The sequence below is a fragment of the Roseovarius gahaiensis genome (assembly GCF_011601345.1).
Taxonomy (GTDB): Bacteria; Pseudomonadota; Alphaproteobacteria; order Rhodobacterales; family Rhodobacteraceae; genus Roseovarius; species Roseovarius gahaiensis.
The window spans coordinates 1-24,627 of record NZ_JAAORB010000025.1 but is presented as its reverse complement, the minus strand read 5'-3'; the positions used below and the strand labels follow the sequence as shown (position 1 = coordinate 24,627).

Sequence of the window (24,627 nt, the reverse complement as noted above, 5' to 3'; positions counted from 1 at the left end):
GGGATCACCATGCCGAAAAGAACAGACATCTCGTCCATCATGATCATCGGGGCGGGCCCGATCATCATCGGCCAAGCCTGCGAGTTTGACTATTCGGGCGCACAGGCCTGCAAGGCCCTGCGCGAGGAAGGATACCGGGTTATTCTGGTCAATTCGAACCCGGCGACGATCATGACCGATCCGGGGCTGGCCGACGCCACCTATATCGAGCCGATCACCCCCGAAGTGGTGGCCAAGATCATCGAGAAAGAACGCCCCGACGCCCTGTTGCCCACTATGGGCGGGCAAACCGGCCTGAACACCGCGCTGGCCGTGGCGGATATGGGCGTGCTGGACAAATTCGGGGTCGAGCTGATTGGCGCCAACCGCGAGGCCATCGAGATGGCCGAAGACCGCAAGCTGTTCCGCGAAGCGATGGACCGTCTGGGCATTGAAAACCCCAAGGCCACCATCGCCAACAACATGGAAGAATGCATGGCGGCGATTGATTACGTGGGCCTGCCCGCGATCATCCGCCCGGCCTTTACCCTTGGCGGCACCGGCGGCGGCGTGGCCTATAACCGCGACGATTACGAACATTACTGCAAGACCGGGCTGGATGCCTCGCCCGTTAGCCAGATCCTGATCGACGAATCGTTGTTGGGCTGGAAAGAATTCGAGATGGAGGTTGTCCGCGACAAAGCGGATAACGCGATCATCGTTTGCGCGATTGAAAACGTCGACCCGATGGGCGTGCACACTGGCGATTCGATCACCGTGGCCCCGGCCCTGACGCTGACCGACAAGGAATACCAGATCATGCGCAACGGCAGCATTGCCGTCCTGCGCGAGATCGGCGTGGAAACCGGCGGATCAAACGTGCAATGGGCGGTGAACCCCGAAAACGGCCGCATGGTCGTGATCGAAATGAACCCGCGCGTGTCGCGGTCTTCGGCATTGGCGTCAAAGGCTACAGGCTTTCCGATTGCGAAAATCGCTGCAAAACTGGCCGTTGGCTATACTCTTGACGAGTTGGACAACGACATCACCAAGGTGACGCCGGCCAGCTTTGAGCCGACGATCGATTATGTCGTCACCAAGATTCCGAAATTCGCGTTTGAGAAATTCCCCGGCTCGCAGCCCAACCTGACCACGGCGATGAAATCGGTGGGTGAGGCGATGGCGATTGGCCGCACGATCCACGAATCGCTGCAAAAGGCGCTGTCCTCGATGGAATCGGGCCTGTCCGGGTTTGACGAGATCACCATCGACGGCGCGCCCGACAAGGCCGCTGTAATCAAGGCGATCAGCCAGCAAACCCCCGACCGTTTGCGCACCATCGCGCAGGCCATGCGCGAGGGGCTGACCGACGACGAAATCCAAGCCGCCACCGCCTTTGATCCGTGGTTTCTGGCCCGCATCCGCGAGATCATCGAGGCCGAGGCAGACGTGCGCGAACACGGCCTGCCGCAAGACGCCGACGGTCTGCGCCGCCTGAAAATGATGGGCTTCAGTGATGCGCGGCTGGCGATGCTGACCGGCTTTACCGAAGCCGATGTGCGCCGTTTGCGGACGGCCGAGGGTGTGACAGCCGTGTTCAAGCGGATTGACACCTGCGCGGCCGAATTCGAGGCGCAGACGCCTTACATGTATTCCACATACGAGGCCCCGATGATGGGCGATGTGGAATGCGAAGCGCGCCCCAGCGACCGCAAGAAAGTGGTCATTCTGGGCGGTGGCCCGAACCGGATCGGTCAGGGGATCGAATTTGATTATTGCTGCTGTCATGCTTGTTTCGCCCTCAGCGACGCGGGCTATGAGACGATCATGATCAACTGCAACCCCGAGACGGTCTCGACCGATTATGACACCTCAGACCGGTTGTATTTCGAGCCGCTGACATTCGAGCACGTGATGGAAATTCTGCGGGTAGAGCAGGATAACGGCACGCTGCACGGTGTGATCGTTCAGTTTGGCGGGCAGACGCCGCTGAAACTGGCCAATGCGCTTGAGTCCGAGGGTATCCCGATTCTGGGCACCTCGCCCGATGCGATTGATCTGGCCGAAGATCGCGAGCGGTTTCAGGCGCTGGTCAACCAGCTAGACCTGAAGCAACCCAAAAACGGCATTGCCAGCACGGATGCGCAGGCCCTTGAAATTGCCGAAGAAATCGGGTTCCCAATGGTGGTCCGCCCGTCTTATGTTTTGGGCGGTCGGGCGATGGAAATCGTCCGCGATATGGCCCATCTGGAACGCTACATCGCCGAGGCGGTCGTGGTCTCGGGTGACAGCCCGGTGTTGCTCGACAGCTATCTGTCGGGCGCAATCGAATGTGACGTGGACGCCCTGAGCGATGGTGAAACCGTGCATGTGGCCGGGATCATGCAGCACATCGAAGAGGCTGGCGTGCATTCGGGCGACAGCGCTTGTTCGTTGCCCCCCTATTCGCTAAGCGACGCAACCATCGCCGAAATTCATCGCCAGACCAAGGCATTGGCCAAGGGCCTGAATGTGCGCGGCCTGATGAACGTGCAATTTGCCGTCAAGGGCGACGACATTTATCTGATCGAGGTGAACCCGCGCGCCAGCCGCACGGTGCCGTTTGTCGCCAAGGCCACCGATTCGGCCATTGCGTCCATCGCGGCACGCCTGATGGCGGGTGAGCCGATGGCGAACTTCCCGCTGCGCGGGGCCTATCCCAAGGATACCAAACCGGGCAGCCTGCCGATGGCGGATCAGATGACGCTGGCCGATCCGGCGATGCCGTGGTTCTCGGTCAAAGAAGCGGTGTTGCCTTTTGCCCGCTTCCCCGGCGTTGATACGATCCTTGGCCCTGAAATGCGCTCGACCGGTGAGGTGATGGGGTGGGACGTGTCGTTCCCGCGCGCCTTCCTCAAGGCGCAAATGGGCGCCGGCACAGAATTGCCGCGCGACGGAAAAGTTTTCTTTTCGATCAAGGACATGGACAAGACCCTACACTTGATCGAAGCCGCGCGACTGTTGGTGGATATCGGGTTTGACCTTGTCGCGACACGCGGCACAGCACGGTTCCTTGAAGATCACAACATCGTCTGTGACGTGGTCAACAAAGTCTACGAGGGCCGCCCAAATGTGGTGGATATGCTGAAGGACGGGCAGATCGCGTTGGTCATGAACACCACCGAAGGCGCGCAGGCGGTCGAAGACAGCCGCGAAATCCGCTCGGTCGCGCTGTATGACCGTATTCCGTACTTTACCACGGCTGCGGGTGCACATGCGGCGGCACAAGCCATGACGGCGCGCGAAGAAGGCGAATTGACCTTTATGCCACTGCAAGGACCAGCATAAAGCTTTCCCACGGGAATCTGCCAACCCCCTGATTATCCGAGGGTTTTCAAAATTTCAGGCAATTTGAGCTGCATCCATGCTGTGGCGGTCAAGCCGCCATGTGCCAGTTGCATAGCTTTTTTGTGACTTAATCATTGCGCGATGATTTTTTTTGATTATTTGCGATGTATCGGTGGCATTGGCGACCGACTCACCCGCAACCTCACTCCTCAGGAGGCAAACATGACACGCGACCAACTGAACCGCGAATTGCGTATGCACAGTGCTTCCTGGCCGGCGGTCCTCATCGTGTACGGCATCATCGTAGCGACGATGGTGCTCAGCGCGATGTCCATCACCTGATCCAGGACGCTTCATAAAAATCATGGTGTTTTGAGATAGGCCAGAGGGCCGTGTAAAATTTCACCAAACCTGAGTATTTGCGGCGGATGGACATGTTCCACCCGCCGCTTTGTTTTTGGCAAAGGCGGCCTTAAATTTTGGTGCCTTGCACTTTTCCGGCGTCAGGGTCGATATCTGACGATGCCGCCTCGCCAACATTGTCGACACCGCGTTCTTCCAAGAGTGTCGTCAGCCAATCCGGGTCCATTTCAGGGACCGAGCTGAGCAACAGATCGGTGTAAGGATGGTGCGGCGGTTTGAACATTTCCTCTTTGGGGCCCTGTTCAACCACTTGTCCATGCTGCATCACGACAACCTCGTCAGCAATCGAACGCACCGTGGCCAGATCGTGTGTGATGAACATATAGGCAAGGTTCAGTTCTTTTTGCAGCCGGTCAAGCAAGCGCAAAATCCCCTCGGCGACCAGTTGGTCAAGCGCCGATGTCACCTCATCACAGATGATGAAGGTGGGGTCAGCCGCCAAAGCCCGCGCAATCCCGATCCGCTGCTTTTGGCCCCCGGACAGTTCCGGCGGATAGCGGTTGTAGTATTTCGACGGCTCAAGCTCGATCAGATCCAGCAATTCATCGACACGGCTTTTCAATTCGCTGCCGCGCAGGCCCTGATAGAACGCAGCAGGCCGCCCGATGATCTCGGAGATCTGAACCTTGGGGTTCAGCGCGGTATCGGCCATCTGATAAATCATCTGGCACTGGCGCAACTGGTCCTTGGAACGGTTCCTGTAATCCGGCGGAAATGGCTCGCCTTTGAACAGAACTTCGCCCTTGGACGGCGGCAACAGTCCGGTGATGACCCGCGCCGTGGTGGATTTACCCGACCCGGATTCTCCCACGACAGCCACGGTCATGCCTTCGTAGACATCAAAACTGACATCATCGAGAACCTTCTCGCCCCCGGTATATGACGCATCCACGTTGCGCACGGAAATCAGCGGCACATCATTCTTGGGGCGCTCTTTTTGCGGCCTTTTGAAGCTGCGGACCGCCCAAAGGGATTTGGTGTAATCCTCTTGCGGGTTGTCCAGCATCTCCTTGGTCGAGGCTTCTTCAACCTCTTCGCCTTTCAACAAGACCTTGATCGTGTCGGCCATCTGCGCCACGACCGCCAGATCGTGGGTGATGTAGATTGCCGCCGTGTTGTATTCATCGACGATATCCCGGATCGCGGCCAGAACTTCGATCTGGGTGGTCACGTCCAGCGCTGTTGTCGGCTCGTCGAAGATGATCAAATCGGGACGACAGGACATCGCCATCGCGGTCATCGCGCGCTGCAACTGTCCGCCCGATACCTGATGCGGATAGCGAAAGCCGATTTCTTCGGGGTTCGGAAGGCGTAGCTTTTCGTAAAGCTCCATCGCGTCTTCCTGCGCCTCCAGCCGCTTTTTCAAACGGTAGTGCAGCGGCGCTTCGGTGTGCTGGTCAATGATCTTATGGGCCGGATTGAACGACGCGGCAGCGGATTGCGCCACATAGGCAATCCGATTGCCGCGCAGACTGCGCTTTTCTTCTTCGGTTGCCGTGGTCAGCTCCATACCGTCAAACTCGATCGACCCGCCTGAAATTCGCGTGCCGTCGCGGGCATAGCCCATGGCGGCCGCGCCGATCGTCGACTTGCCGGCCCCCGATTCACCGATCAGGCCCAGAACCTCTCCGCGATGGAGGGTCAGATCGACACCTTTGATGATGTCGATCCATTGCTCGTCAGAGTAGCCCTGAATTTGCAGATCCTCGATTTCGAGCAGGACATCTTTCGATTTTACCATTTTATTTCTCCTTCAAGCCCGAGGACCGATGCAACATCCAGTCCACCACAAAGTTGACCGACACGGTCAGCAGCGCGATGGCCGCCGCCGGGATCAACGGTGTGATATCCCCGAACGAGATCAAAGTTGCGTTTTCCCGCACCATCGAGCCCCAGTCCGCCGTTGGCGGCTGAATGCCAAGGCCAAGGAAGGACAGGCCCGCCACCAGCAAGAACACAAAGCAGAATTCCAGCCCGAACTCGGCTACCAGAGGTGCGGTCGAATTGGGCAGAATTTCGCGGCGGATCAGATACCAGTTACCTTCCCCGCGCAGTTTGGCCGCTTCGATATAGTCCATGACCACGACATTGCCAGCGACCGCGCGGGTCAGGCGGAACACGCGCGGCGCGTAGATCACTGCCACCGCGATAATGATGACGTGGATATGAGGCCCAAAGATCGACAGCATCAAAAGCGCAAAGATCAGCGACGGGATCGACATGATCACATCCGCAAAGCGGCCCATGAACTGATCGAACCAGCCGCCCTTGGTGGCTGCCAGAAGGCCAGCAAGCGCCCCGATGATAAAGGCCAACAGCGTCGCGGCCAATGCCAGCCCGACCGAGTTGCGCGTGCCATACATCAGCCGACTAAAGATATCGCGGCCCAACTGATCGGCCCCCAGCAACATGTTGTCGTCCGCTGGCGCAAAGGCCGAGGCGATCACTTCGGCCTCGCCATGCGGTGCAATCCACGGCGCAAAAATACCCGCAACGGCATAGGTGAAGATGATGAACATCCCAAACGCCGCCGTCAAAGGTGCGGTGCGCAGTTCCTTGGCCATGTCATGCGAGGCGATGGCGATCATAAACTCACGAAACGCGTAGGACACCATAGCCGCCAAGGCCAGAATGCCAGCCACGATGGCAATGACCGCCAACGCGCCGGGACCACCGACAATCCCCACGATGAAGGAAATCAACGTCAGGCCGAACACCAGCAAAAACGCGGACCGCTGATTGAAATACGCCGCCAAACAAGACGCAATCAAAAGAAGGGTGTAGTAAGCAATTACGAAAAGGCTCATGTCTGTGTCCCCCTCACTTCGGATGCCGCAGGCGCGGATTTGTCAGGATGGCACCAACATCGGCTGCCAGATTGAGCAGGATGAAGGTTGCCGCGAAGATCAGACAACAGGCCTGAACGACCGGGAAGTCACGCTTTGACACCGCATCGACCAAGGCCTGACCGATACCGGGATACACGAACACCACCTCGACCAGCACAACGCCGGTGATCAGATAGGCAAGGTTCAGTGCAACCACGTTGATGATCGGTGCCCACGCATTGGGCAGCGCGTGCTTGACGATCACTTTCCATGGCGGCGCCCCTTTGAGCCGCGCCATTTCGATATAAGGCGAGGCCAGCAAGTTGATGATCGCCGCACGGGTCATCCGCATCATGTGCGCGGTCACAACCAGCACCAGCGTCAGCGCCGGCAAGAAGGTGCGATACAGCAGATCCCCCAAAGACATACCTTGGCTAAGGCTGGAGATCGCCGGGAACATGCCCCATTTCACGGCGAAAAACAGGATCAGGATATAGCCCAAAAAGAATTCGGGCGACGAGATGGACGTCAGCGTCAACACATTGGCCACCCGGTCAAAGATCGAGTTGCGCAAAAGTGCCACTATTACACCCAAGATGATCGCAAACGGAACTGCGATCACCGCGGCGTAGGCCGCAAGGAACAACGTGTTCATAAACCGTTCACCAATCAGGCCGGTGACCCGTTCCCCGGTCACGATCGACGACCCGAAATCAAATGTCACGGCCCCGCCAAGCCATTCAAGATAGCGCACGATGGCGGGTTTGTTCAGCCCCATCTGCTCGCGCAGCGCGGCAAGGTTATCCTCGGTGGCCCCTTGACCCAAAACCGCCTGAGCAATGTCGCCCGGCAGCAATTCGACCATGAAAAAGATAATGATCGAGATCACGAAAAGAATGACCAATCCGAGACCGAGCCGTCTTGCAATCAGTCCTAGAATGTCTCCCATCTGTCCCTCCTGCTGTTATGCTCGCGCGCGTTTCGAGTGGCCATTTTGGCGGCGCCGCCGAACAGAACTATTTTTGTTGCCATGCCCCAGTGTGATCCGACTTGGCACCAAAGGGGCGGCTATTGGCCTGATCCATGCCGTTTGATGGGCCAAGATCGGAGCAGGCAGCGAAAACCCGGCGCTCATCGCGCCGGGCTGGTCTTTGCTTAGCTTGCGAACCACCAACGGCTGGCGGCACGCGCGCCATCCATCTGCCAGCTTGCCGCCAAATCGGGGCCGTGCATGACATTCTTACGCCGCGCATAGACAAAGTTCGAGAAGAACGGGATCAGCGTGCCGCCGTCGTCGCGGGCCAGCATGGCCATCTCGCGATACATCTCGGCGCGCAGATCATCGTCCAACTCGGCCTTGGCTTTCAGCAGCAGCTCGTTGAAGCGCTCGTTTTGCCAATGGCTTTCGTTCCACGCCGCGTCGTCCTTGTAGGCCAGTGAATACATCACGTCCGGCGTTGGACGCGCACCCCACTGAACCACGCACCAAGGATCTTTCAGCCAGACATCGGAATAATAGCCGTCGCTTGGCGAACGGTTGACCTTGATGTCGATACCCGAGGCTTTGGCCTGTTCCGCAAACAGAACGCACATGTCGACCGCGCCGGAAAACACCGAGTCTGCCACCTTGAGTTCAACCGAAAGCCCTTCGGCACCGGCCTTTTTCAACAGGGACTTGGCCTGATCCGGATCATATTCGCGCTGCGGGATGTCATCGGGCCAATAGGGCATGGCTGGCGAATGGTGGAAATCATTGCCAATCGTGCCAGCGCCAAACAGGATCTTTTCGATGACCTCTTCGCGGTTCATCGAAAGCTTGATCGCGTTACGCACGTCGACATTGTCAAACGGGGCCACATCGCAAAACATCGGCATTGTGACTGTCGATGCCGACGGCACGTTGTCTACTTCAATATTCGGATCGCGCTCCAACAGCGACAATGTCTTCAGCTCAATCTGCGTGATCCCGTCCACGTCCCCGGTGACCAGCGCGGTCTGGCGGGCGTTCGGGTCATTCAGGACCGTGATGGTCACCTCATCGAAATAGGCCCCTTCGAGATGCCAGTCATCGTGCCGCACAAGGTGATATCCAACGCCGAATTCGGTGTCGACCAGACGATACGGGCCGCATCCATCGCCGGACTGCCAATTCAGGCTGCCATCGTCATTGGCAGGACAAATAACAAAGTGATAGTCGGTCATCAGCCATGGCAAGTCAGCGTTGCTTGACGCCATCTTGAGCGTGATCGAGTGATCCCCGTTGTCAACGATATCCTCGACATCCGACAACAAGGACTTGGCCGCCGATGTCGACGCCTCACCGCGGTGGTGGTTCAGCGATGCGATAACGTCGTTCGCCGTGACCTTCTTACCGCTGTGGAACGTGGCCTTGTCGTTCAGCTTGAAGGTCCACTCCTTGGCGTCCGGCGAGGCCGTCCATTCCGAGGCAACATCCGGGCCAAGCGACCCATCGGGCTCGATCAGGGTCAGGTAGCTGCGGAAAGTGTGGATCAGCATGATCGTCGAATAGGTCACATAGGTGCCGGGATCATGGCTGTCGGATGTGTTGCCGTCATGCGCCCCAAGCCGGAAGTGGCCACCGCGCGTTGGTGCCGCGTTTGCCTGCGTGGTCCACAATCCAGTCGCGGCCGAGGCTGAAAGGCCCGCCGCCATCGAATAGTTCATGAAAGACCGGCGTGACACTTTGGCGTCACGGGCCGCGTCGGCCAACCGGTCAATCAGAATCTGATCTTTGGAATTTTTCATGTCGTCTCCCTTTGGTCGATTTTTGTTTGTTATGCAAATTTGATGGGGTGCCGCGCCAACGAAGATGGGCAATTTATTCACAATCCCTGCGACGCACCTGCGCTATGCAGTGTGTGTAACTGTATCGCTTGGCCCCCTTTGGTGTCTTTGCTGATCATCCAGCCTGTGTCCGGCGCACGCAGGGCGCGCCGGACAGTTCTTGCAACCGATCAGCTTGCGAACCACCAGCGGCTTGGGGCGCGGGCGCCATCCAATTCCCAGCTGGCTGCAAGGTTATCGCCGCGCATCACATTGCTGCGGCGCGCATAGACGAAGTTATTGAACATCGGAATGATCGTGCCGCCATCATCGCGGGCCAGCATAGCCATCTCGCGATACATCTCTGCGCGCAGCTCATTGTCCAGCTCGGACTTGGCTTGCAGCAAAAGCTCGTTAAACCTCTCGTTCTGCCAACGGCTTTCGTTCCAAGCGGCATCAGATTTATACGCCAGCGTGTAGATGTTGTCTGGCGTGGGGCGCGCGCCCCACGACACGGCGCAGAACGGCTTTTTCAGCCAAACATCCGAATAGTATCCGTCGTTCGGCTCGCGGACCACGTCTATCTCGATTCCTGCGGCCTTGGCCTGTTCGGCGTAAAGAACGCACATGTCAACTGCACCCGAGAACACGCTGTCCGCAGTTGAAATGCTTACCGACAGGCCCTCGGCCCCGGCCTTTTTCAGCAGCGACTTTGCCTGATCCGGATCATAGTCGCGTTGCGGAATGTCATCGGGCCAATAGGGTTGCGCGGGGGAATGATGGAAATCATTGCCCTTGGTCGCGGCGCCAAAGGCGATTTTCTCGATGATTTCATCGCGATCCATCGCCAGTTTCAGCGCATTACGCACGTTCACATCGTCAAACGGCGCCGTGTCACAGAACATCGGCATCGTGATTGCCGCAGCCGAGGGGACGTTTTCAATCTCGATGTTCGGATCACGCTGAAGCAGGGCCGATGTTTTCAGGTCAATCAACGAAACCGCATCCACATCGCCTGTGACCAAAGCGGTCTGACGGGCGTTCGGATCGTTCAGCACCAGCAACTCCAGCGCGTCGAAATAGGCGCCTTCGAGGTGCCAGCCATCATGCCGGCTCAGCGACCAGCCAACACCAAACTCGCCCTCATCAATCTTGTAGGGGCCCGAGCCATCGCCGGATTGCCAGTTCGCAGTGCCATCATCATTGGCCGGACAAACGGCTAGGTGATAGTCAGTCATCAGCCAAGGCAGATCGGCAATACCGCTTTCCACGGTGACAACCACTGTATAGTCGCCATCCGCCGAGATATCGGTAACCGATGTCAGCAAGGACTTGGCCGCCGATGTCGATTTCTCGCCACGGTGATGATTCAGCGACGCGATGACATCAACGGCTGTCACGGGCTTGCCGCTGTGGAACGAGGCGTTCTGATTGATCTCGAACGTCCAGACCGAGGCGTCGTCATTTGCCGACCAGCTGGTCGCCAGATCCGGCCCAAGCGAACCGTCGGGTTCGATCTGCGTCAGGTAGCTGCGATACTGGTGCGCCAGATAGATTTGCTGACGCGACACATATTGACCGGGGTCATGGGTGTCTGATGAATTCCCATCGTGCATACCCACACGGAACGTGCCACCACGTTGCGGCGCAGCGTTGGCGGCCGACGTCCAAAGCCCGGTCGCGGCCGAGGCCGTCACGCCCGCCGCCATTGAATGGTGCATGAAGGATCGGCGCGAAATGCGCCCTTCACGGGCGGCATTGGCAAGACGGTCCATCAACAGTTGGTCTTTCGAATAGTTCATGATTTCTCCCTGGATTGGCCGATTTGGGTGCCGGTCTGTTTTGCTATAAGCAATAGCTTCACTCCGGAACGATATAGCAGGTAGCCCAATTGCGACATATCTCCAACAAAACACGAAATAGGCAGATCTTCCACCCTCAACTGACCAGTTTCAATTATTTTTAAGATTTTCTGATAGATACAGCATTCGTTCGCGTAATTGTGCACAATCGCTGCACTAAAACGCTCAGGTCACTGTTCTAAAACCGACATACTGGAACGCCAAAATCATGCGCTTGGCGCGGTTTTTTGCGCGGCTTCAACCCTGTTCGCGACGCGCACGCAGTCGCGCGAAATAGTCGACTCGCTTTTTCAGCTCCCGCTCGAATCCGCGTTCGACGGGCTGATAAAAAACCGGGCGTTTCATGCCTTCGGGAAAATAATCCTGCCCCGAAAACCCGTCTTCTGCGTCGTGATCATAGGCATAGCCCTCGCCATAGCCGTGTTCCTTCATCAGCTTGGTCGGCGCATTCAGAATATGACGCGGCGGCGGCTCACTTCCGGTTTGCTTAGCCGCGCGCATCGCCGCCTTATACCCCGCGTAGGCCGCGTTCGACTTAGGCGCCAGTGACAGGTAAACCACCGCCTGCGCCAGCGCCAGTTCGCCTTCTGGGCTGCCGAGGCGTTCATAGGTTTCCCAAGCGTGCACGCACACAGTTTGGGCATGGCTGTCGGCCAATCCGATATCTTCCACCGCCATCCGTGTGATGCGGCGCGCCAGATAGCGTGGATCTTCGCCGCCGGTCAGCATCCGGGCAAACCAATACAGCGCGGCGTCCGGATCGGAGCCACGCACCGATTTATGCAGGGCCGAGATCAGGTTGTAGTGTTCATCCCCGCCCTTGTCATACTTGGCGGCGCGCCGCATCAAACGCTGGCCAAGCGCGCGCGCATCCAGTTTTCCATCAACGGTCCATGCCGACACCTGTTCAATCAGGTTCAACAACGCGCGCCCGTCGCCATCGGCCATTTCCAACAACGCTTCACGCGCATGGCCATCCAAAGGCAAAGGCTGCCCCAGTTCCGCCTCGGCGCGCTGCGCCAGCCGCTCAAGATCGGCCAGCCCCAACCGTTCCAGAACCAGAACCTGCGCCCGGCTCAGCAAAGCGGCGTTCAACTCGAAACTGGGGTTTTCCGTCGTTGCCCCCACCAGCAGTATTGTTCCATCCTCCATATGCGGCAGAAAACTGTCTTGCTGGGCCTTGTTGAAGCGGTGAATCTCATCCACGAACAGTAATGTGCCCTGCCCATTCGCGCGCCGGTGCCGGGCCTGTTCAAATACTTTCTTTAGCTCGGCCACACCGCTGAAAATCGCGCTGATCTGCTCGAAATGCAGATCGGTTTCATGGGCCAGCAGCCGTGCAATCGTGGTTTTACCAACGCCGGGCGGCCCCCAGAACACCAAGGAAGACAAACTGCCCGAGGCCAGCATCACCCCAAGCGGCGCCTCAGATCCAAGCACCTGATCTTGGCCGATTACGTCAGACAGGACTTGTGGGCGCAACCTGTCGGCCAAGGGGCGCGGTGCGCCAGTGTCTGGGGGCGTTTCGCCGGGGGTATCAAACAGGTCGGTCATGGATTACAGCCGAAACCGCATGACCATACGCTGGCCGCCGCGCTGCACTTCAAGCGTCAGCCGTCCGCGCGCGTCATTGAGCAGGGCCAGAGCGCTGTCTGTATCGGGCACCTCGACCCCGTTGATCTTTCGTAGCATATCACCCGGGCGCAGGCCGATCCGCGCGCCCACTGGCCCCGGATCATCCACAACAACGCCGCTGGCTGCCAATGGCAGATCATACTGCGCCAGCACAACGGGGTTGATGGTTGACACCGTCATGCCCGGAATGGCGGCCCTGCCCCCGCTTTGCGACTGACTGCGCGGCGGATCATCAGGCGGTGCCGTCAGCGTCAGGGTTATGTCGTCTGCCGTCCCGTCCCGCAGCCGGGTGATCGTGGCCTCGGCGCCAATTCCCGCGACGGACATCCGAAAAATCATTTCCGCCGGGGTGTTCACAGGCTGATTATCCACCGCGCTGATCACATCCCCCGGCGCAATCCCGGCAGCGGCAAAGGCGCTTTGCGGATGAACCTCGGATATGACCAGACCACCGGGACGATCCAGCCCCAGACCTTCGGCCATGTCAGCCGTCACAGGTTGGCCACCCAATCCGGCCCAAGGCTGTTGAAACTCGGTTTCGCCGGCCTGCGCCTGCGCTACGAATTGCGCCACCAACGCCGAAGGAATGGCAAAGCCAATACCGTTCGACCCGCCCGAACGGCTGAGGATTTGCGTGTTGACCCCCACCAATTCACCATTCACGTCCACCAACGCGCCGCCGGAATTGCCGGGATTGATCGGCGCGTCGGTCTGGATGAAATAGCCCCGCCCGCTGCCCGTGGCGGTGCCCGACCGCGCCAGCCCGGACACGATCCCACTGCTGACGGTTTGGCCCACCCCGAAAGGATTGCCGATGGCCAGCACCAGTTCACCCACCTCGACGGTGTCGCTGTCACGCAGGGGCAGCGCCGGCATCTTCGGGGCATCCTCAAGCTGGAGAATGGCAAGATCACTGTCTTGATCCGACAACACGACGCGCGCCGAAAATTCCCGACGGTCATTCAGCGCCACGCGGATATCCGTCGCCTCGCCGACAACATGATAATTCGAGACGACAATCCCATCCGGCGACAGGATCACACCCGACCCCAACGAGTTCTGCACGCGCTGTTGCGGAACATCGAAATCCCTGAAAAGATTTTGGAAAAAAGGGTCACGGCTGAACGGGCTGGAGCGCACGTTGACGATCTTGCGAGCATAGATGTTCACAACCGCAGGGGCGGTTCGTTGAACCACCGGCGCGAACCCAAGCGAGATTTCCGCCTGACTGGTGGGCACGCGGGTGTCGGCCCATGCCGGGATGGCAAGGCTGGTTAATACAATGCAAAGCGCCCTGATCACTGTCGCATCTCCTTCATAGCTTGCCGGCAGCATATGCGAAGTCCCCTGGGACATTGCAAGCGTCGTGAGAATCAGTGCAAGGGCCACCAACGGCCCCAAACGCAAAGGCCCCTGCCAATCTGGCAGGGGCCCGAAACAAAACCAACAGGTTTTGAGCTTTTATTCTTCAGCGGTTGCTACGTCTTCGGCGGCAACGCGGGCGCGGTCAGCCGCGCCCTTTGCATCGACATCACGGTCGACGAATTCGATGATCGCCATCGGTGCCATGTCGCCGTAGCGGAAGCCGGCCTTCAGAACGCGCACATAGCCACCCTGACGGTCCTTGTAGCGCGGACCCAGAATGTCGAACAGTTTCGCGACGTACTGATCCTGCTTGAGCTGCGACGCCGCCTGACGGCGCGCATGCAAATCACCGCGCTTGCCAAGTGTGACCAGCTTTTCGATGATCCGGCGCAGTTCCTTGGCCTTGGGCAGGGTCGTCTTGATCTGCTCATGCTCGATCAGCGATCCGGCCATGTTGGCCCACAGGGCCTTGCGGTGTTCGTGGGTGCGGTTGAGGCGGCGATAGCCTTTTGCGTGACGCATTTGATTGTCTCCTAAACGTGTTTTGCTTTGTCTGGCCGGCGATGCGTGTCACCGACTCTCCTTGGGGCGGATGCCCGGATTGGGTGCGCATTTGCTGCGCACCCTCTTTGCGATGTGCCCTATAGGCGCAACTATTAGAACTGGTCTTCGAACTTCTTGGCCAGATCTTCGATGTTGTCCGGCGGCCAATCCTCGACATCCATGCCAAGGTGCAGGCCCATGCCCGACAGAACTTCTTTGATCTCGTTCAGCGACTTGCGGCCAAAGTTCGGCGTGCGCAGCATCTCGGCTTCTGTCTTCTGGATCAGATCGCCAATGTAAACGATGTTGTCGTTCTTCAGGCAGTTGGCCGAACGCACCGACAGTTCCAACTCGTCCACTTTCTTGAGCAGCAGCGGGTTGAACTCCAAGCCTTCGTCTTCGGACTCGCGGCCAGCCGACTCAGGCTCGTCGAAGTTGACGAAGATCGACAGCTGGTCTTGCAGAATACGGGCGGCGTAGGCCACGGCGTCATCCGGCGTCAGCGATCCGTCGGTTTCGACTTTCATGGTCAGCTTGTCATAATCCAGCACCTGGCCCTCGCGGGTGGGTTGCACGTCGTAGCTGACTTTTTTAACCGGCGAATAGATCGCGTCGATCGGGATCATGCCAATGGGCGCGTCTTCGGGTTTGTTCTTGTCAGCCGCAACATAGCCTTTGCCGGTGTTGACAGTCAGTTCCATGAACAGATCGGCACCATCATCAAGGTGGCAGATGACGTGATGCTTGTTCAGCACCTCGATACCGGCACTGTCCGAGATATCGCCTGCGGTCACAACCGCCGGGCCTTTGGCCGAAATCGACAGGCGCTTGGGCCCTTCGACTTCCATGCGCAGGGCAACGCCCTTGAGGTTCAGAACGATGTCAGTCACGTCTTCACGCACACCGGCAACCGAGCTGAATTCATGCAGCACGTTGTCGATCTGCACGCTGGTGATCGCGGCCCCCTGAAGCGAGGACAGCAACACGCGACGCAGCGCATTGCCCAGTGTCAGACCAAAGCCGCGTTCAAGCGGTTCGGCGATTACGGTTGCCTGACGCATCGGATCATTGCCCGGTTTCACGTCAAGCTGTGTCGGCTTGATCAGTTCTGCCCAATTTTTATGGATCATGCGGTCCCTCCATTCCTGTCCCGGCTCCATGCCCAAAAGCACGGGACGCCCGAGGATAAAATAACGGAGTGGGGCCGCGACAGTTGCGCAGCCCCACCCACTGAAATAACTTAGACCCGGCGGCGTTTCGGCGGGCGGCACCCATTGTGTGCAATCGGCGTCACGTCACGGATCGACGTGATGTTGAAGCCAACGGCAGCCAGCGCACGCAGCGCCGATTCACGGCCCGAACCGGGGCCCTGAACTTCGACCTCAAGGGTTTTCATGCCGTGGTCCTGTGCCTTGCGGCCTGCATCTTCGGCAGCCATCTGAGCGGCGTACGGGGTCGACTTACGCGAGCCCTTGAACCCCATGGTGCCGGCCGAGGACCATGCAATTGCATTGCCCTGAACGTCCGAGATCAGGATCTTGGTGTTGTTAAACGAAGAATTCACATGAGCAACGCCAGTGGCGATGTTCTTGGAAACCTTTTTCTTGGTGCGACGAGTATCACGTGCCATGTTCTCAGCCCTCCCTTACTTCTTCTTGCCGGCGATGGCTTTCGCCGGGCCCTTGCGGGTACGGGCATTGGTGTGCGTCCGCTGACCGCGAACCGGCAGGTTGCGGCGGTGACGCAGACCACGATAGCAACCAAGGTCCATCAGACGCTTGACGTTCATCTGCACTTCGCGGCGCAGATCACCTTCAACGGTGTAGTTGGCGTCGATGTGTTCGCGCAGCGCAACAGCTTCGGTGTCCGAAAGCTCGTTGATACGGCGCGCTTGGTCGATACCAGTTGCTTCGCAAATGGCTTTGGCCGCAGAATGGCCAATACCGGTGATGTAAGTGAGAGCGATCGGCACCCGTTTGGAAGTCGGGAGGTTTACGCCGGCAATGCGTGCCACGTGTCATATCCTTTCGTTGCGGTTCCGTAGCGCCAGAACCTTTTTTCACAACGTAGGCCCGCGCTGTTGTGCATCGGGCCGCAGCTGAATTCAGGTGATCGGCCCAGAACGGGCCAGCCCCACGCCAGAATCAAATCTGCATGGGATGGTGCTGGTTAGGGGGATTTTTACAGGGCGTCAACCCCAGACTCTTTATTTCGAGAGCGCTTCGTCAATCGCGGCCTTGACCTGATCGATCGTGCCCAAACCGTCGACGGATTTAAGCTGCCCCTTGGCGTAGTAATACCCGATCAACGGCGAGGTTTTCTTGTAATATTCCATCAAGCGATATTTGACGCTTTCCTCGTTATCATCGGCACGGACGGGCTGACCAGCGGCCCGCGCGTCTTCGGCACGCCCCACGATGCGTTTGATCAGCGTGTCGTCATCGACGCGCATCTCGATCACGGCATCAAGAGATTCGCCCTGCTCGTCCAGAAGATCGGCCAAGGCATCGGCCTGCGCCAATGTACGTGGGAAGCCGTCAAAGATGAAGCCGCCCTTCTTGTCGCCTTGCAGCTTTTCGCGGATCAGGCCGATGACGATATCGTCTGTCACCAACTCACCGCGCGCCATGACTTCGGCCACCTTGTTGCCCATGTCGGTGCCGCTGTCCTTGGCCTCACGCAGCATATCGCCGGTGGAAAGTTGGATCATGTCGCGGCTCTCGACAAGAATACTCGCCTGTGTGCCTTTGCCGGCGCCCGGCGGTCCAAGAAGAATGATGTTCATTTACGACCAGTCCCTTTCCTGCGGGCGCGTTTTTTGGATTTGCCCTTGCCGCCCAGTTGCGATTTCTCGATCAGCCCTTCGTATTGATGGGCCAGCAGGTGGCTTTGAACCTGCTGGATCGTGTCCATCGTCACCGACACCACGATCAAAACAGATGTCCCGCCAAAATAGAATGGGATCGCGAACTGCCCGCGCAAAACCTCGGGCAGCATGCAAACGGCAGCCAGATAGGCCGAGCCAAGAACAAGAAGACGCGTCACAACGTAATCGAGATACTCCGCCGTCTTCTTGCCCGGGCGGACGCCGGGCACGAAACCGTTCTGGTTTTTCAGGTTATCCGCCACATCATCTGTCTTGAAGGCAACGTTGTAGGTGTAGAAATACGTGAAAAAGACGATCATGGCCGTGAAAAACAACAGGTAGAGCGGCTGACCAGGGCCAAAATAAGCCATGATGGTCGACATCATCGGGCTGGTCTCGTTGCCGGAAAACGTGCTGATCGTGGTCGGCAAAAGCAAAAGCGAACTGGCAAAGATCGCCGGGATCACGCCAGCCGGGTTCACCTTGACCGGCAAATGCGACGACCCGCCATCATAGACCTTCATCCCCACCTGTCTGCGCGGATACTGGATATGGATTTTGCGCAACGAGCGTTCCATGAACACCACGAAAGCGATCACACCGATCACCATAACGATCACGCCGATGATCACCGCCGGGCTGATCGCGCCCGAGCGGCCCGAGGCAAAAAACTGCGCCAGCGCGGCGGGCACTTCGGCGATGATGCCGACAAAGATGATCAACGAAATCCCGTTGCCGACACCACGCGCGGTGATCTGCTCACCCAGCCACATCAAGAACATCGTGCCGCCCACAAGGGTGATCATACAGCTGGCGATAAAGAAAAAGCCCGGCGTCGTGACCAGATCGCCCGATTGCAGGCTGACCGCCAGACCGTAGGATTGCAGCGTCGCCAATAATACGGTGCCATAGCGCGTGTATTGATTGATCTTCTTGCGGCCCTGTTCGCCCTCTTTCTTGATCTGCTCAAGCGCGGGCACCATGGCCGCCAAAAGCTGCACAATGATCGAGGCCGAGATATAAGGCATAATCCCAAGGGCAAAAATCCCCATCCGCCCAAGCGCACCGCCCGTGAACATCGACAGCATGCCACCGATTGACGAGGCCGCGCCCTCCATGAACTCGCGCAGTTCCGCACCGTCGATACCGGGCACCGGGATGTAGGTGCCAAGCCGGTAGACAATCAACAGCCCCAGCGTAAACAGGATGCGTTTGCGTAGATCGGTGGCCTTGCCAAGCGCCGACCAGCTGGTGTTGGCGGCCATTTGTTCTGCTGCAGATACCATGCGCGGTCTCTTTCAAGTGACAACGCCGCCAAAAGCCGTTTTCCGGCCCAGGCGGCGTTTTCGGGAAAACTTAAGGGTATGTAAGCGGCACGCTGGCCGCTCACAACCTCTTATTCAGCCGCCTGCGCGGTTGTGACTGTCAATGAGCCACCCGCCTTTTCGACAGCTTCGATTGTGGATTTCGACGCGCCGGTGACTTCAAGCGTCAGTTTGGCGGTGATATCACCCTTGGCCAAAACGCGCACGCCATCCAGCTTGCGGCGTACCAGACCGGATGCCAGCAGGGCATCCTCGGTGATGGCCGCTTTGCCGTCCAGCTTGCCTTCGTCGACGAACTTCTGGATTAGACCAAGGTTCACAACGGCGAATTTCTTGCGGTTGGGTTTGGTAAAGCCACGCTTGGGCAGGCGCTGATAGATCGGCATCTGGCCGCCTTCAAAGCCCTTGATCGCAACACCCGAACGGGATTTCTGACCTTTGATACCACGGCCACCGGTTTTACCCATGCCCGAACCCGGGCCACGGCCAACACGTTTGCGACGTTTGGTTGCACCGGGATTGTCGTGCAGTTCATTCAGTTTCATTTCGCTTCTCCTAAAGCCGGATGTGACCCCCGAAGCGTCATGGGGCCAACCACGGCATGCCTTGAACAATGAGTCGTGACACAAGGTGCCACCCGCGGGCGTATACGGGGTGTCGGATGGCGATGCAAGGGGGGCAGCTATAGGACGTGATCCCGAATGGAAAACGCCCCGGCCATTTCTGACCGGGGCGTTTTATCTTTGGCATCGGAAACTTCAAAAGTTTCCGATCCGTTTTCTTTTCAAGAAAACGGCCTCAGCCCTTTTCTTCGACGATCTCGACCATATGCGGGATCTTGGCGATCATGCCGCGCACGGCTGGGGTGTCTTCCAGCTCGCGGGTTTTGTGCATCTTGTTCAGGCCAAGCCCAATCAACGTCTGGCGTTGTTTCTCGGGGCGGCGGATCGGCGAACCGATTTGCTTGACTACGATGGTCTTTGCCATGGGTCGCTCTCCTTACGCTTCTGCGGCTTCTTTGGCCGGCGCGTCATCCTTTTTCAGGATGTCGGCAACCTTTTTGCCACGGCGCTGTGCCACCATGCGGGGGCTGGCCTGAAACTGCAACGCATTCAGCGTTGCGCGGATCATGTTATACGGGTTCTGCGAGCCAACCGATTTGGCCACAACATCCTGAATGCCCAGCATTTCGAACACGGCACGCATCGGACCACCGGCAATGATACCAGTACCCTGCGGTGCGGTGCGCATAACCACCTTGCCGGCACCATGACGACCGTAGCCATCGTGATGCAGGGTGCGGCCTTCGCGCAGCGGCACGCGGATCATCTGACGCTTGGCTTGTTCGGTTGCCTTACGAATCGCTTCGGGCACCTCTTTGGCCTTGCCTTTGCCAAAGCCAACACGGCCTTTCTGGTCACCAACGACCACAAGCGCCGCGAAGCCAAAACGCTTACCGCCCTTGACGGTCTTTGACACACGGTTGATCGCGACCAGGCGATCTGCGAATTCCGGCGCTTCGTCGCGATCGCGACCTCCACGGCGGTTGTCATCTCTTGCCATTTGGCATCCTTTCATTGCGGCACCTTGTGGCACCAAATCTTGGTCAATCCTGGTGAGCGGCATCCATAAACGCAGCCCCCGGATCATCGAGGCGCCCCAAAGCAAAGCCCGGGGCGCCTGCGCTTAGATTTTCAGACCACCTTCACGCGCAGCATCGGCCAAGGCCTTGATGCGTCCGTGAAAGAGGAAACCGCCCCGATCGAACTGGGCTTCGCTGATACCTGCCTTTTTGGCACGCTCGGCAATAGTGACCCCGATCTTGGTTGCGGCTTCGACGTTGTTCTTGCCGACCAGGCCCAAATCCTTTTCCAAGGTCGAGGCCGAAGCGAGCGTCACGCCGTTGACGTCGTCGATCAGCTGTACGCTGATATTTTTCGAGGACCGGTGAACCGAAAGGCGTGCAAGCCCAACGTTCACCTTCCGAAGTTTGTTCCGAACGCGCAGGCGGCGTTTGAGGAACAGTTGTCTTTTGCTGTTTGCCATCTGTCGCGTCCTTACTTCTTCTTGCCTTCCTTCTGGAAGATATACTCGCCTTTATAGCGGATGCCCTTGCCTTTATACGGCTCGGGGCGGCGCCATTCGCGGATGTTTGCCGCGACTTGTCCAACGAGTTGCTTGTCATGGCCTTCAACCACCAGTTCGGTGGGCTTGGGCGCGGTGACAGTCACACCTTCCGGTACTTCGAAATCTACATCGTGGCTAAGCCCGAGGTTCAGCTTCAGGGTGTTGCCCTGCATCTGAGCCCGGTAACCAACGCCCTGAATTTCCAAGTCCTTGCGGAAAAGCTCTTTGGACCCATGGACCAAGTTGGCGATCACGGTGCGGGTCATCCCCCACTGCTGGCGCGCGCGCTTGGATTTACCGCGCGGGCTAACCGATACGGCACCATCTTCGATCGTGATGGTGACATCATCGGTGGCCGTGAACACCTTGGTGGCCTTTGGGCCTTTGATTTCGATTGTCTGACCCGAGAGGCTGGCAGTGACGCCATCGGGCAGAGTGACGGGTTGTTTTCCGATACGAGACATGTCCGCGCTCCTTAGAATACGGTGCAGAGCACTTCACCACCAACGTTGGCGGCACGTGCAGCTGCATCCGACATCACACCTTTGGGTGTGGAGACAATCGACACGCCCAGGCCCTGACGGACCGAAGGGATGTCCTTGACGCCCATGTAGACGCGACGACCGGGTTTGGAGACCCGCTTCATTTCGCGAATGGCGGGGGCGCCTTCATAATACTTCAGGCTGATTTCCAAGGCCGGATGACCGTCTGCGCCGGTCGTCTTTTCATAGCCACGAATGTAACCTTCGTCAGCCAGCACATCCAGAACCCAACACCGCAGCTTGGAGCCGGGGCAAGGGACGGTGGACTTACCACGCATAGCCGCGTTGCGGATACGGGTCAGCATATCGCCGATAGGATCGTTCATTTTGCGTCCTCCTTACCAGCTCGATTTCACCATGCCGGGAGCTTGGCCATTTGAACCAAGCTCTCGCAGGGCGATCCGCGACACTTTGAGTTTGCGATAATAAGCATGCGGACGACCCGTCAGCTGGCAGCGGTTGTGCAACCGGGTGGCCGAGCTGTTGCGCGGCAGTTCCGCCAGCTTCAGGGAGGCGCGAAAACGCTCTTCCATCGGCTTGCTTTCGTCATTGATGATCTCTTTGAGAGCGGCCCGCTTGGCGGCGTATTTCTCGACCAGGCGCTGACGCTTCTTCTCGCGTTCGATCATTGCTTTTTTAGCCATATCTCTTTCCTTCCGCGATCAGCTGGTGAAGGGCATGTTGAAATGCTTCAACAGCGCCTTGGCTTCAGCGTCGGTCTCCGCCGTGGTGGCGATGATGATGTCCATACCCCAGACTTCGTCGACTTTGTCATACTCAATCTCGGGGAACACGATGTGTTCTTTGACGCCCATGGCATAGTTGCCGCGGCCATCAAAGGATTTGCCCGAAACACCGCGGAAGTCGCGGATACGGGGCATTGCAATCGTGATCAGACGATCTAGGAAATCGTACATGCGGTCGCCACGCAGGGTGACCTTCGCGCCCATCGGCATACCTTCACGCACCCGGAACCCGGCGATCGAGTTCTTGGCCGTAGTGATCAGCGCCTTTTGGCCCGCGATCTTGCTCAGGTCTTCCTGAGCCGATTTGGCTTTTTTGGAGTCCTTGACCGCCTCGGCACCGCAGCCGATGTTCAGGACGATCTTGTCCAGACGCGGGATCTGCATGTCGTTGGTATAGCCGAACTCTTCTTTCAGCGCGGCCTTGATCGTGTCGCGGAACTGCGTGCGCAGGCGCGGGGTGTAGTTTGCACTATCAAGCATCGATCACGTCCCCCGTGGTCTTGGCAAAACGCACTTTCTTGTCGCCGTCCATTTTGAAGCCGACCCGCGTGGGTTTGCCGTTCTTGTCGAGGATCGCCAAGTTGCTGAGATCAATCGGCATGGGCTGCGGAATGCGGCCGCCTTGGCTCTGCTGGCTTTGTTTGGTGTGGCGGATGGCCATGTTGACGCCTTCGACCACAGCTTTACCGGCCTTGGGGCTGACAGAGGCAATCGTGCCCTGCTTGCCCTTATCCTTACCGGACAGAACGACGACCTTGTCGCCTTTTTTCAATTTAGCAGCCATCTTACAGCACCTCCGGCGCGAGCGAGATGATTTTCATGAACTTCTTGGCGCGCAGTTCGCGCACCACCGGCCCAAAGATACGGGTGCCGACAGGTTCATTGTTGTTGTTCAAAATAACAGCCGCGTTGCGGTCAAAGCGGATGGCGGTGCCATCTTCGCGGCGGACTTCTTTCGCGGTGCGCACGACAACGGCCTTACGGACGTCACCTTTCTTTACGCGGCCGCGCGGAATGGCCTCTTTCACGGATACGACGATGATATCACCCACCGACGCATATTTCCGTTTGGAGCCACCCAGGACCTTGATGCACTGCACCCGGCGTGCGCCGGAGTTGTCAGCAACATCCAGATTGGTCTGCATCTGGATCATTTGGTTTCTCCCGACCTTTGGGGGGCGTTATTGCCATTTCCCCAGGGTTTCGCTCATTCTGTAAGGGGCTGGGGGCTTACGCCTCCAGAACCTCCCAGCGTTTCGTTTTCGATTTCGGCGCGCATTCGATGATGCGAACGGAATCGCCGATCTTGAAAGCGTTCTTTTCATCGTGAGCCCGGTATTTCTTGGACTTACGGATGGTTTTCTTCAGAACCGGGTGCGTGAAGCGGCGTTCGACCGATACGGTGACGGTCTGTTCGTTGGCGTCGCTGGTCACGGTGCCTTGAAGGATACGTTTGGGCATAACTCAAGGCCTCCCTTATTCTGCTTGGGCCGCATCAGCGGCCTTTTCGTTGAGAATGGTCTTCACGCGGGCTGCGGCGCGACGCGCCTGCTTCATGCGTGCGGAATTCTCAAGTTGACCTGTCGCCGACTGAAAGCGCAGGTTGAACTGCTCTTTCTTCAGCGCGACCAGCTCTTCGCGGAGCTGATCGGGGGTCTTGTTTCTCAATTCGGTGGCGTCCATCGCCTGTTCCTTTCTCATAACACCAGCAAGCCCCTGACAGTTGGTTCAGGGTAACCCGAGACCTGGTGGATGGATTGCAAATACACGAATCCCCCGCAAGGCAGGGGACCGTGGATTGCCGCTTTATAAGGGAGGTGCGCCTGTAGGGCAAGGGGGAGTATGGGTTGCGCCGAACGAAAACACTTGGATTCGATGGAGCTATTTGATTAACTAACAAGAGCGCGTGAGCCTTTAAACAACTAGGAAGTGTTTTGTGGGTAATATAATTCGGTTTTTAGTAATTTCAGTATGCGGGATAACAGGGGTCAAGTCTATGGAGACCTCACCAATCGCTGGCCTGTTCTTCTTTTTAATTTCCGGGACAACACTAATTTCATTACTCAATGAATTCGGCGTAATTTCTTATGACGATTGGCCAATACTGGCAGGTGCAGCGATTGGACTTATCGATCTCGCGATTGAAGCAATAGTCAACTGATAGTGGCAATACGATGACTTGGAAACAGTGGACATTTGGCTTAGAGCGTGTCGCGTTTAATCGGTTTTGTATCCTGCTGCCTTGAAGAAGTTGTAGCATTCCTCGTCGGTGAAG

27 protein-coding genes are annotated in these 24,627 nt (G+C 57.9%); 2 read left to right on the top strand and 25 right to left on the bottom strand.

The window, feature by feature from the left end; genetic code table 11:
* Nucleotides 1–9 precede the first annotated feature (9 nt).
* Nucleotides 10–3,306, top strand: a complete 3,297-nt coding sequence (gene carB, locus HAT86_RS11735; protein WP_167197720.1) for a carbamoyl-phosphate synthase large subunit — start codon at nt 10–12, stop codon at nt 3,304–3,306.
* Between the two features lie 472 nt (nt 3,307–3,778).
* Here the strand turns inward: carB and HAT86_RS11730 are convergent, their stop codons facing one another.
* The 25 genes from HAT86_RS11730 to rpmC form a co-directional block, all read right to left on the bottom strand.
* Nucleotides 3,779–5,470 carry an ABC transporter ATP-binding protein gene (locus tag HAT86_RS11730; protein ID WP_167197717.1) on the bottom strand — a complete coding sequence of 564 codons (1,692 nt, stop codon included), beginning with the start codon at nt 5,468–5,470 and terminating at the stop codon, nt 3,779–3,781.
* Between the two features lies 1 nt (nt 5,471).
* Nucleotides 5,472–6,536, bottom strand: coding sequence for an ABC transporter permease (locus tag HAT86_RS11725; protein ID WP_167197714.1), 1,065 nt, complete (start codon nt 6,534–6,536; stop codon nt 5,472–5,474).
* A 13-nt stretch (nt 6,537–6,549) separates the two neighbouring features.
* A complete protein-coding gene (locus HAT86_RS11720; protein WP_167197711.1) occupies nt 6,550–7,506 on the bottom strand; it encodes an ABC transporter permease in 957 nt (318 codons plus the stop codon).
* Nucleotides 7,507–7,712: 206 nt separating this feature from the next.
* Nucleotides 7,713–9,323, bottom strand: a complete 1,611-nt coding sequence (locus HAT86_RS11715; RefSeq protein ID WP_167197708.1) for an ABC transporter substrate-binding protein — start codon at nt 9,321–9,323, stop codon at nt 7,713–7,715.
* A 209-nt stretch (nt 9,324–9,532) separates the two neighbouring features.
* A complete protein-coding gene (locus HAT86_RS11710) occupies nt 9,533–11,143 on the bottom strand; it encodes an ABC transporter substrate-binding protein (RefSeq protein WP_167197705.1) in 1,611 nt (536 codons plus the stop codon).
* A gap of 297 nt (nt 11,144–11,440) precedes the next feature.
* Complete coding sequence (locus HAT86_RS11705; RefSeq protein WP_167197702.1) at nt 11,441–12,757, bottom strand: replication-associated recombination protein A; 1,317 nt, start codon at nt 12,755–12,757, stop codon at nt 11,441–11,443.
* 3 nt (nt 12,758–12,760) lie between these two features.
* The gene (locus HAT86_RS11700) at nt 12,761–14,140 is read right to left on the bottom strand and encodes a trypsin-like peptidase domain-containing protein (RefSeq protein WP_167197699.1); all 1,380 of its coding nucleotides are present in this window, start codon (nt 14,138–14,140) and stop codon (nt 12,761–12,763) included.
* A 159-nt stretch (nt 14,141–14,299) separates the two neighbouring features.
* Nucleotides 14,300–14,725 carry a 50S ribosomal protein L17 gene (gene rplQ / locus HAT86_RS11695; RefSeq protein ID WP_167197695.1) on the bottom strand — a complete coding sequence of 142 codons (426 nt, stop codon included), beginning with the start codon at nt 14,723–14,725 and terminating at the stop codon, nt 14,300–14,302.
* 134 nt (nt 14,726–14,859) lie between these two features.
* Complete coding sequence (locus HAT86_RS11690; RefSeq protein ID WP_167197692.1) at nt 14,860–15,876, bottom strand: DNA-directed RNA polymerase subunit alpha; 1,017 nt, start codon at nt 15,874–15,876, stop codon at nt 14,860–14,862.
* A 110-nt stretch (nt 15,877–15,986) separates the two neighbouring features.
* Nucleotides 15,987–16,376, bottom strand: a complete 390-nt coding sequence (gene rpsK / locus HAT86_RS11685; protein WP_167197689.1) for a 30S ribosomal protein S11 — start codon at nt 16,374–16,376, stop codon at nt 15,987–15,989.
* A gap of 15 nt (nt 16,377–16,391) precedes the next feature.
* Nucleotides 16,392–16,760: a 30S ribosomal protein S13 gene (rpsM, locus tag HAT86_RS11680; RefSeq protein WP_167197686.1), complete on the bottom strand. Its 369-nt coding sequence runs from the start codon at nt 16,758–16,760 to the stop codon at nt 16,392–16,394.
* Nucleotides 16,761–16,952: 192 nt separating this feature from the next.
* Nucleotides 16,953–17,531 carry an adenylate kinase gene (locus HAT86_RS11675; protein WP_167197683.1) on the bottom strand — a complete coding sequence of 193 codons (579 nt, stop codon included), beginning with the start codon at nt 17,529–17,531 and terminating at the stop codon, nt 16,953–16,955.
* The gene (gene secY / locus HAT86_RS11670; RefSeq protein WP_167197680.1) at nt 17,528–18,898 is read right to left on the bottom strand and encodes a preprotein translocase subunit SecY; all 1,371 of its coding nucleotides are present in this window, start codon (nt 18,896–18,898) and stop codon (nt 17,528–17,530) included. The genes HAT86_RS11675 and secY overlap by 4 nt, the downstream gene beginning before the upstream one ends.
* A 110-nt stretch (nt 18,899–19,008) precedes the next feature.
* Nucleotides 19,009–19,482, bottom strand: a complete 474-nt coding sequence (gene rplO, locus HAT86_RS11665) for a 50S ribosomal protein L15 (RefSeq protein ID WP_167197677.1) — start codon at nt 19,480–19,482, stop codon at nt 19,009–19,011.
* Nucleotides 19,483–19,735: 253 nt separating this feature from the next.
* Nucleotides 19,736–19,924: a 50S ribosomal protein L30 gene (rpmD, locus tag HAT86_RS11660; RefSeq protein ID WP_085802457.1), complete on the bottom strand. Its 189-nt coding sequence runs from the start codon at nt 19,922–19,924 to the stop codon at nt 19,736–19,738.
* A 12-nt stretch (nt 19,925–19,936) separates the two neighbouring features.
* Nucleotides 19,937–20,500 carry a 30S ribosomal protein S5 gene (gene rpsE / locus HAT86_RS11655; protein ID WP_167197674.1) on the bottom strand — a complete coding sequence of 188 codons (564 nt, stop codon included), beginning with the start codon at nt 20,498–20,500 and terminating at the stop codon, nt 19,937–19,939.
* A gap of 123 nt (nt 20,501–20,623) precedes the next feature.
* Nucleotides 20,624–20,983, bottom strand: coding sequence for a 50S ribosomal protein L18 (rplR, locus tag HAT86_RS11650; protein WP_167197671.1), 360 nt, complete (start codon nt 20,981–20,983; stop codon nt 20,624–20,626).
* A gap of 11 nt (nt 20,984–20,994) precedes the next feature.
* The gene (gene rplF, locus HAT86_RS11645) at nt 20,995–21,528 is read right to left on the bottom strand and encodes a 50S ribosomal protein L6 (protein ID WP_167197666.1); all 534 of its coding nucleotides are present in this window, start codon (nt 21,526–21,528) and stop codon (nt 20,995–20,997) included.
* Nucleotides 21,529–21,539: 11 nt separating this feature from the next.
* Nucleotides 21,540–21,932 carry a 30S ribosomal protein S8 gene (gene rpsH, locus HAT86_RS11640; protein ID WP_167197663.1) on the bottom strand — a complete coding sequence of 131 codons (393 nt, stop codon included), beginning with the start codon at nt 21,930–21,932 and terminating at the stop codon, nt 21,540–21,542.
* Nucleotides 21,933–21,944: 12 nt separating this feature from the next.
* Nucleotides 21,945–22,250: a 30S ribosomal protein S14 gene (gene rpsN / locus HAT86_RS11635; protein WP_167197660.1), complete on the bottom strand. Its 306-nt coding sequence runs from the start codon at nt 22,248–22,250 to the stop codon at nt 21,945–21,947.
* Nucleotides 22,251–22,268: 18 nt separating this feature from the next.
* Entirely contained in the window at nt 22,269–22,832 is a 564-nt protein-coding gene (gene rplE, locus HAT86_RS11630; RefSeq protein ID WP_167197657.1) for a 50S ribosomal protein L5, read from the bottom strand.
* The gene (gene rplX / locus HAT86_RS11625; RefSeq protein ID WP_167197654.1) at nt 22,825–23,136 is read right to left on the bottom strand and encodes a 50S ribosomal protein L24; all 312 of its coding nucleotides are present in this window, start codon (nt 23,134–23,136) and stop codon (nt 22,825–22,827) included. The genes rplE and rplX overlap by 8 nt, the downstream gene beginning before the upstream one ends.
* Before the next feature lies 1 nt (nt 23,137).
* The gene (gene rplN / locus HAT86_RS11620; protein ID WP_073033610.1) at nt 23,138–23,506 is read right to left on the bottom strand and encodes a 50S ribosomal protein L14; all 369 of its coding nucleotides are present in this window, start codon (nt 23,504–23,506) and stop codon (nt 23,138–23,140) included.
* Nucleotides 23,507–23,582: 76 nt separating this feature from the next.
* The gene (rpsQ, locus tag HAT86_RS11615; protein WP_167197651.1) at nt 23,583–23,813 is read right to left on the bottom strand and encodes a 30S ribosomal protein S17; all 231 of its coding nucleotides are present in this window, start codon (nt 23,811–23,813) and stop codon (nt 23,583–23,585) included.
* Between the two features lie 15 nt (nt 23,814–23,828).
* Nucleotides 23,829–24,035 carry a 50S ribosomal protein L29 gene (rpmC, locus tag HAT86_RS11610; protein WP_167197648.1) on the bottom strand — a complete coding sequence of 69 codons (207 nt, stop codon included), beginning with the start codon at nt 24,033–24,035 and terminating at the stop codon, nt 23,829–23,831.
* A gap of 313 nt (nt 24,036–24,348) precedes the next feature.
* Here rpmC and HAT86_RS11605 point away from each other — a divergent pair, with 313 nt between their 5' ends.
* Nucleotides 24,349–24,513 (top strand): hypothetical protein, encoded by a 165-nt coding sequence (locus HAT86_RS11605; RefSeq protein ID WP_167197644.1) that lies wholly within the window; start codon nt 24,349–24,351, stop codon nt 24,511–24,513.
* Nucleotides 24,514–24,627: the final 114 nt, after the last annotated feature.

Excerpts from the sequence above, each read along its gene's own strand:
- carB (WP_167197720.1), top strand. The coding sequence starts at position 10 with ATGCCGAAAAGAACAGACATCTCGTCCATCATGATCATCGGGGCGGGC.
- HAT86_RS11730 (WP_167197717.1), bottom strand. The coding sequence starts at position 5,470 with ATGGTAAAATCGAAAGATGTCCTGCTCGAAATCGAGGATCTGCAAATT.
- HAT86_RS11725 (WP_167197714.1), bottom strand. The coding sequence starts at position 6,536 with ATGAGCCTTTTCGTAATTGCTTACTACACCCTTCTTTTGATTGCGTCT.
- HAT86_RS11720 (WP_167197711.1), bottom strand. The coding sequence starts at position 7,506 with ATGGGAGACATTCTAGGACTGATTGCAAGACGGCTCGGTCTCGGATTG.
- HAT86_RS11715 (WP_167197708.1), bottom strand. The coding sequence starts at position 9,323 with ATGAAAAATTCCAAAGATCAGATTCTGATTGACCGGTTGGCCGACGCG.
- HAT86_RS11710 (WP_167197705.1), bottom strand. The coding sequence starts at position 11,143 with ATGAACTATTCGAAAGACCAACTGTTGATGGACCGTCTTGCCAATGCC.
- HAT86_RS11705 (WP_167197702.1), bottom strand. The coding sequence starts at position 12,757 with ATGACCGACCTGTTTGATACCCCCGGCGAAACGCCCCCAGACACTGGC.
- rplQ (WP_167197695.1), bottom strand. The coding sequence starts at position 14,725 with ATGCGTCACGCAAAAGGCTATCGCCGCCTCAACCGCACCCACGAACAC.
- HAT86_RS11690 (WP_167197692.1), bottom strand. The coding sequence starts at position 15,876 with ATGATCCATAAAAATTGGGCAGAACTGATCAAGCCGACACAGCTTGAC.
- rpsK (WP_167197689.1), bottom strand. The coding sequence starts at position 16,376 with ATGGCACGTGATACTCGTCGCACCAAGAAAAAGGTTTCCAAGAACATC.
- HAT86_RS11675 (WP_167197683.1), bottom strand. The coding sequence starts at position 17,531 with ATGAACATCATTCTTCTTGGACCGCCGGGCGCCGGCAAAGGCACACAG.
- secY (WP_167197680.1), bottom strand. The coding sequence starts at position 18,898 with ATGGTATCTGCAGCAGAACAAATGGCCGCCAACACCAGCTGGTCGGCG.
- rplO (WP_167197677.1), bottom strand. The coding sequence starts at position 19,482 with ATGAAACTGAATGAACTGCACGACAATCCCGGTGCAACCAAACGTCGC.
- rpmD (WP_085802457.1), bottom strand. The coding sequence starts at position 19,924 with ATGGCAAAGACCATCGTAGTCAAGCAAATCGGTTCGCCGATCCGCCGC.
- rpsE (WP_167197674.1), bottom strand. The coding sequence starts at position 20,500 with ATGGCAAGAGATGACAACCGCCGTGGAGGTCGCGATCGCGACGAAGCG.
- rplR (WP_167197671.1), bottom strand. The coding sequence starts at position 20,983 with ATGGCAAACAGCAAAAGACAACTGTTCCTCAAACGCCGCCTGCGCGTT.
- rplF (WP_167197666.1), bottom strand. The coding sequence starts at position 21,528 with ATGTCTCGTATCGGAAAACAACCCGTCACTCTGCCCGATGGCGTCACT.
- rpsH (WP_167197663.1), bottom strand. The coding sequence starts at position 21,932 with ATGAACGATCCTATCGGCGATATGCTGACCCGTATCCGCAACGCGGCT.
- rpsN (WP_167197660.1), bottom strand. The coding sequence starts at position 22,250 with ATGGCTAAAAAAGCAATGATCGAACGCGAGAAGAAGCGTCAGCGCCTG.
- rplE (WP_167197657.1), bottom strand. The coding sequence starts at position 22,832 with ATGCTTGATAGTGCAAACTACACCCCGCGCCTGCGCACGCAGTTCCGC.
- rplX (WP_167197654.1), bottom strand. The coding sequence starts at position 23,136 with ATGGCTGCTAAATTGAAAAAAGGCGACAAGGTCGTCGTTCTGTCCGGT.
- rplN (WP_073033610.1), bottom strand. The coding sequence starts at position 23,506 with ATGATCCAGATGCAGACCAATCTGGATGTTGCTGACAACTCCGGCGCA.
- rpsQ (WP_167197651.1), bottom strand. The coding sequence starts at position 23,813 with ATGCCCAAACGTATCCTTCAAGGCACCGTGACCAGCGACGCCAACGAA.
- rpmC (WP_167197648.1), bottom strand. The coding sequence starts at position 24,035 with ATGGACGCCACCGAATTGAGAAACAAGACCCCCGATCAGCTCCGCGAA.
- HAT86_RS11605 (WP_167197644.1), top strand. The coding sequence starts at position 24,349 with ATGGAGACCTCACCAATCGCTGGCCTGTTCTTCTTTTTAATTTCCGGG.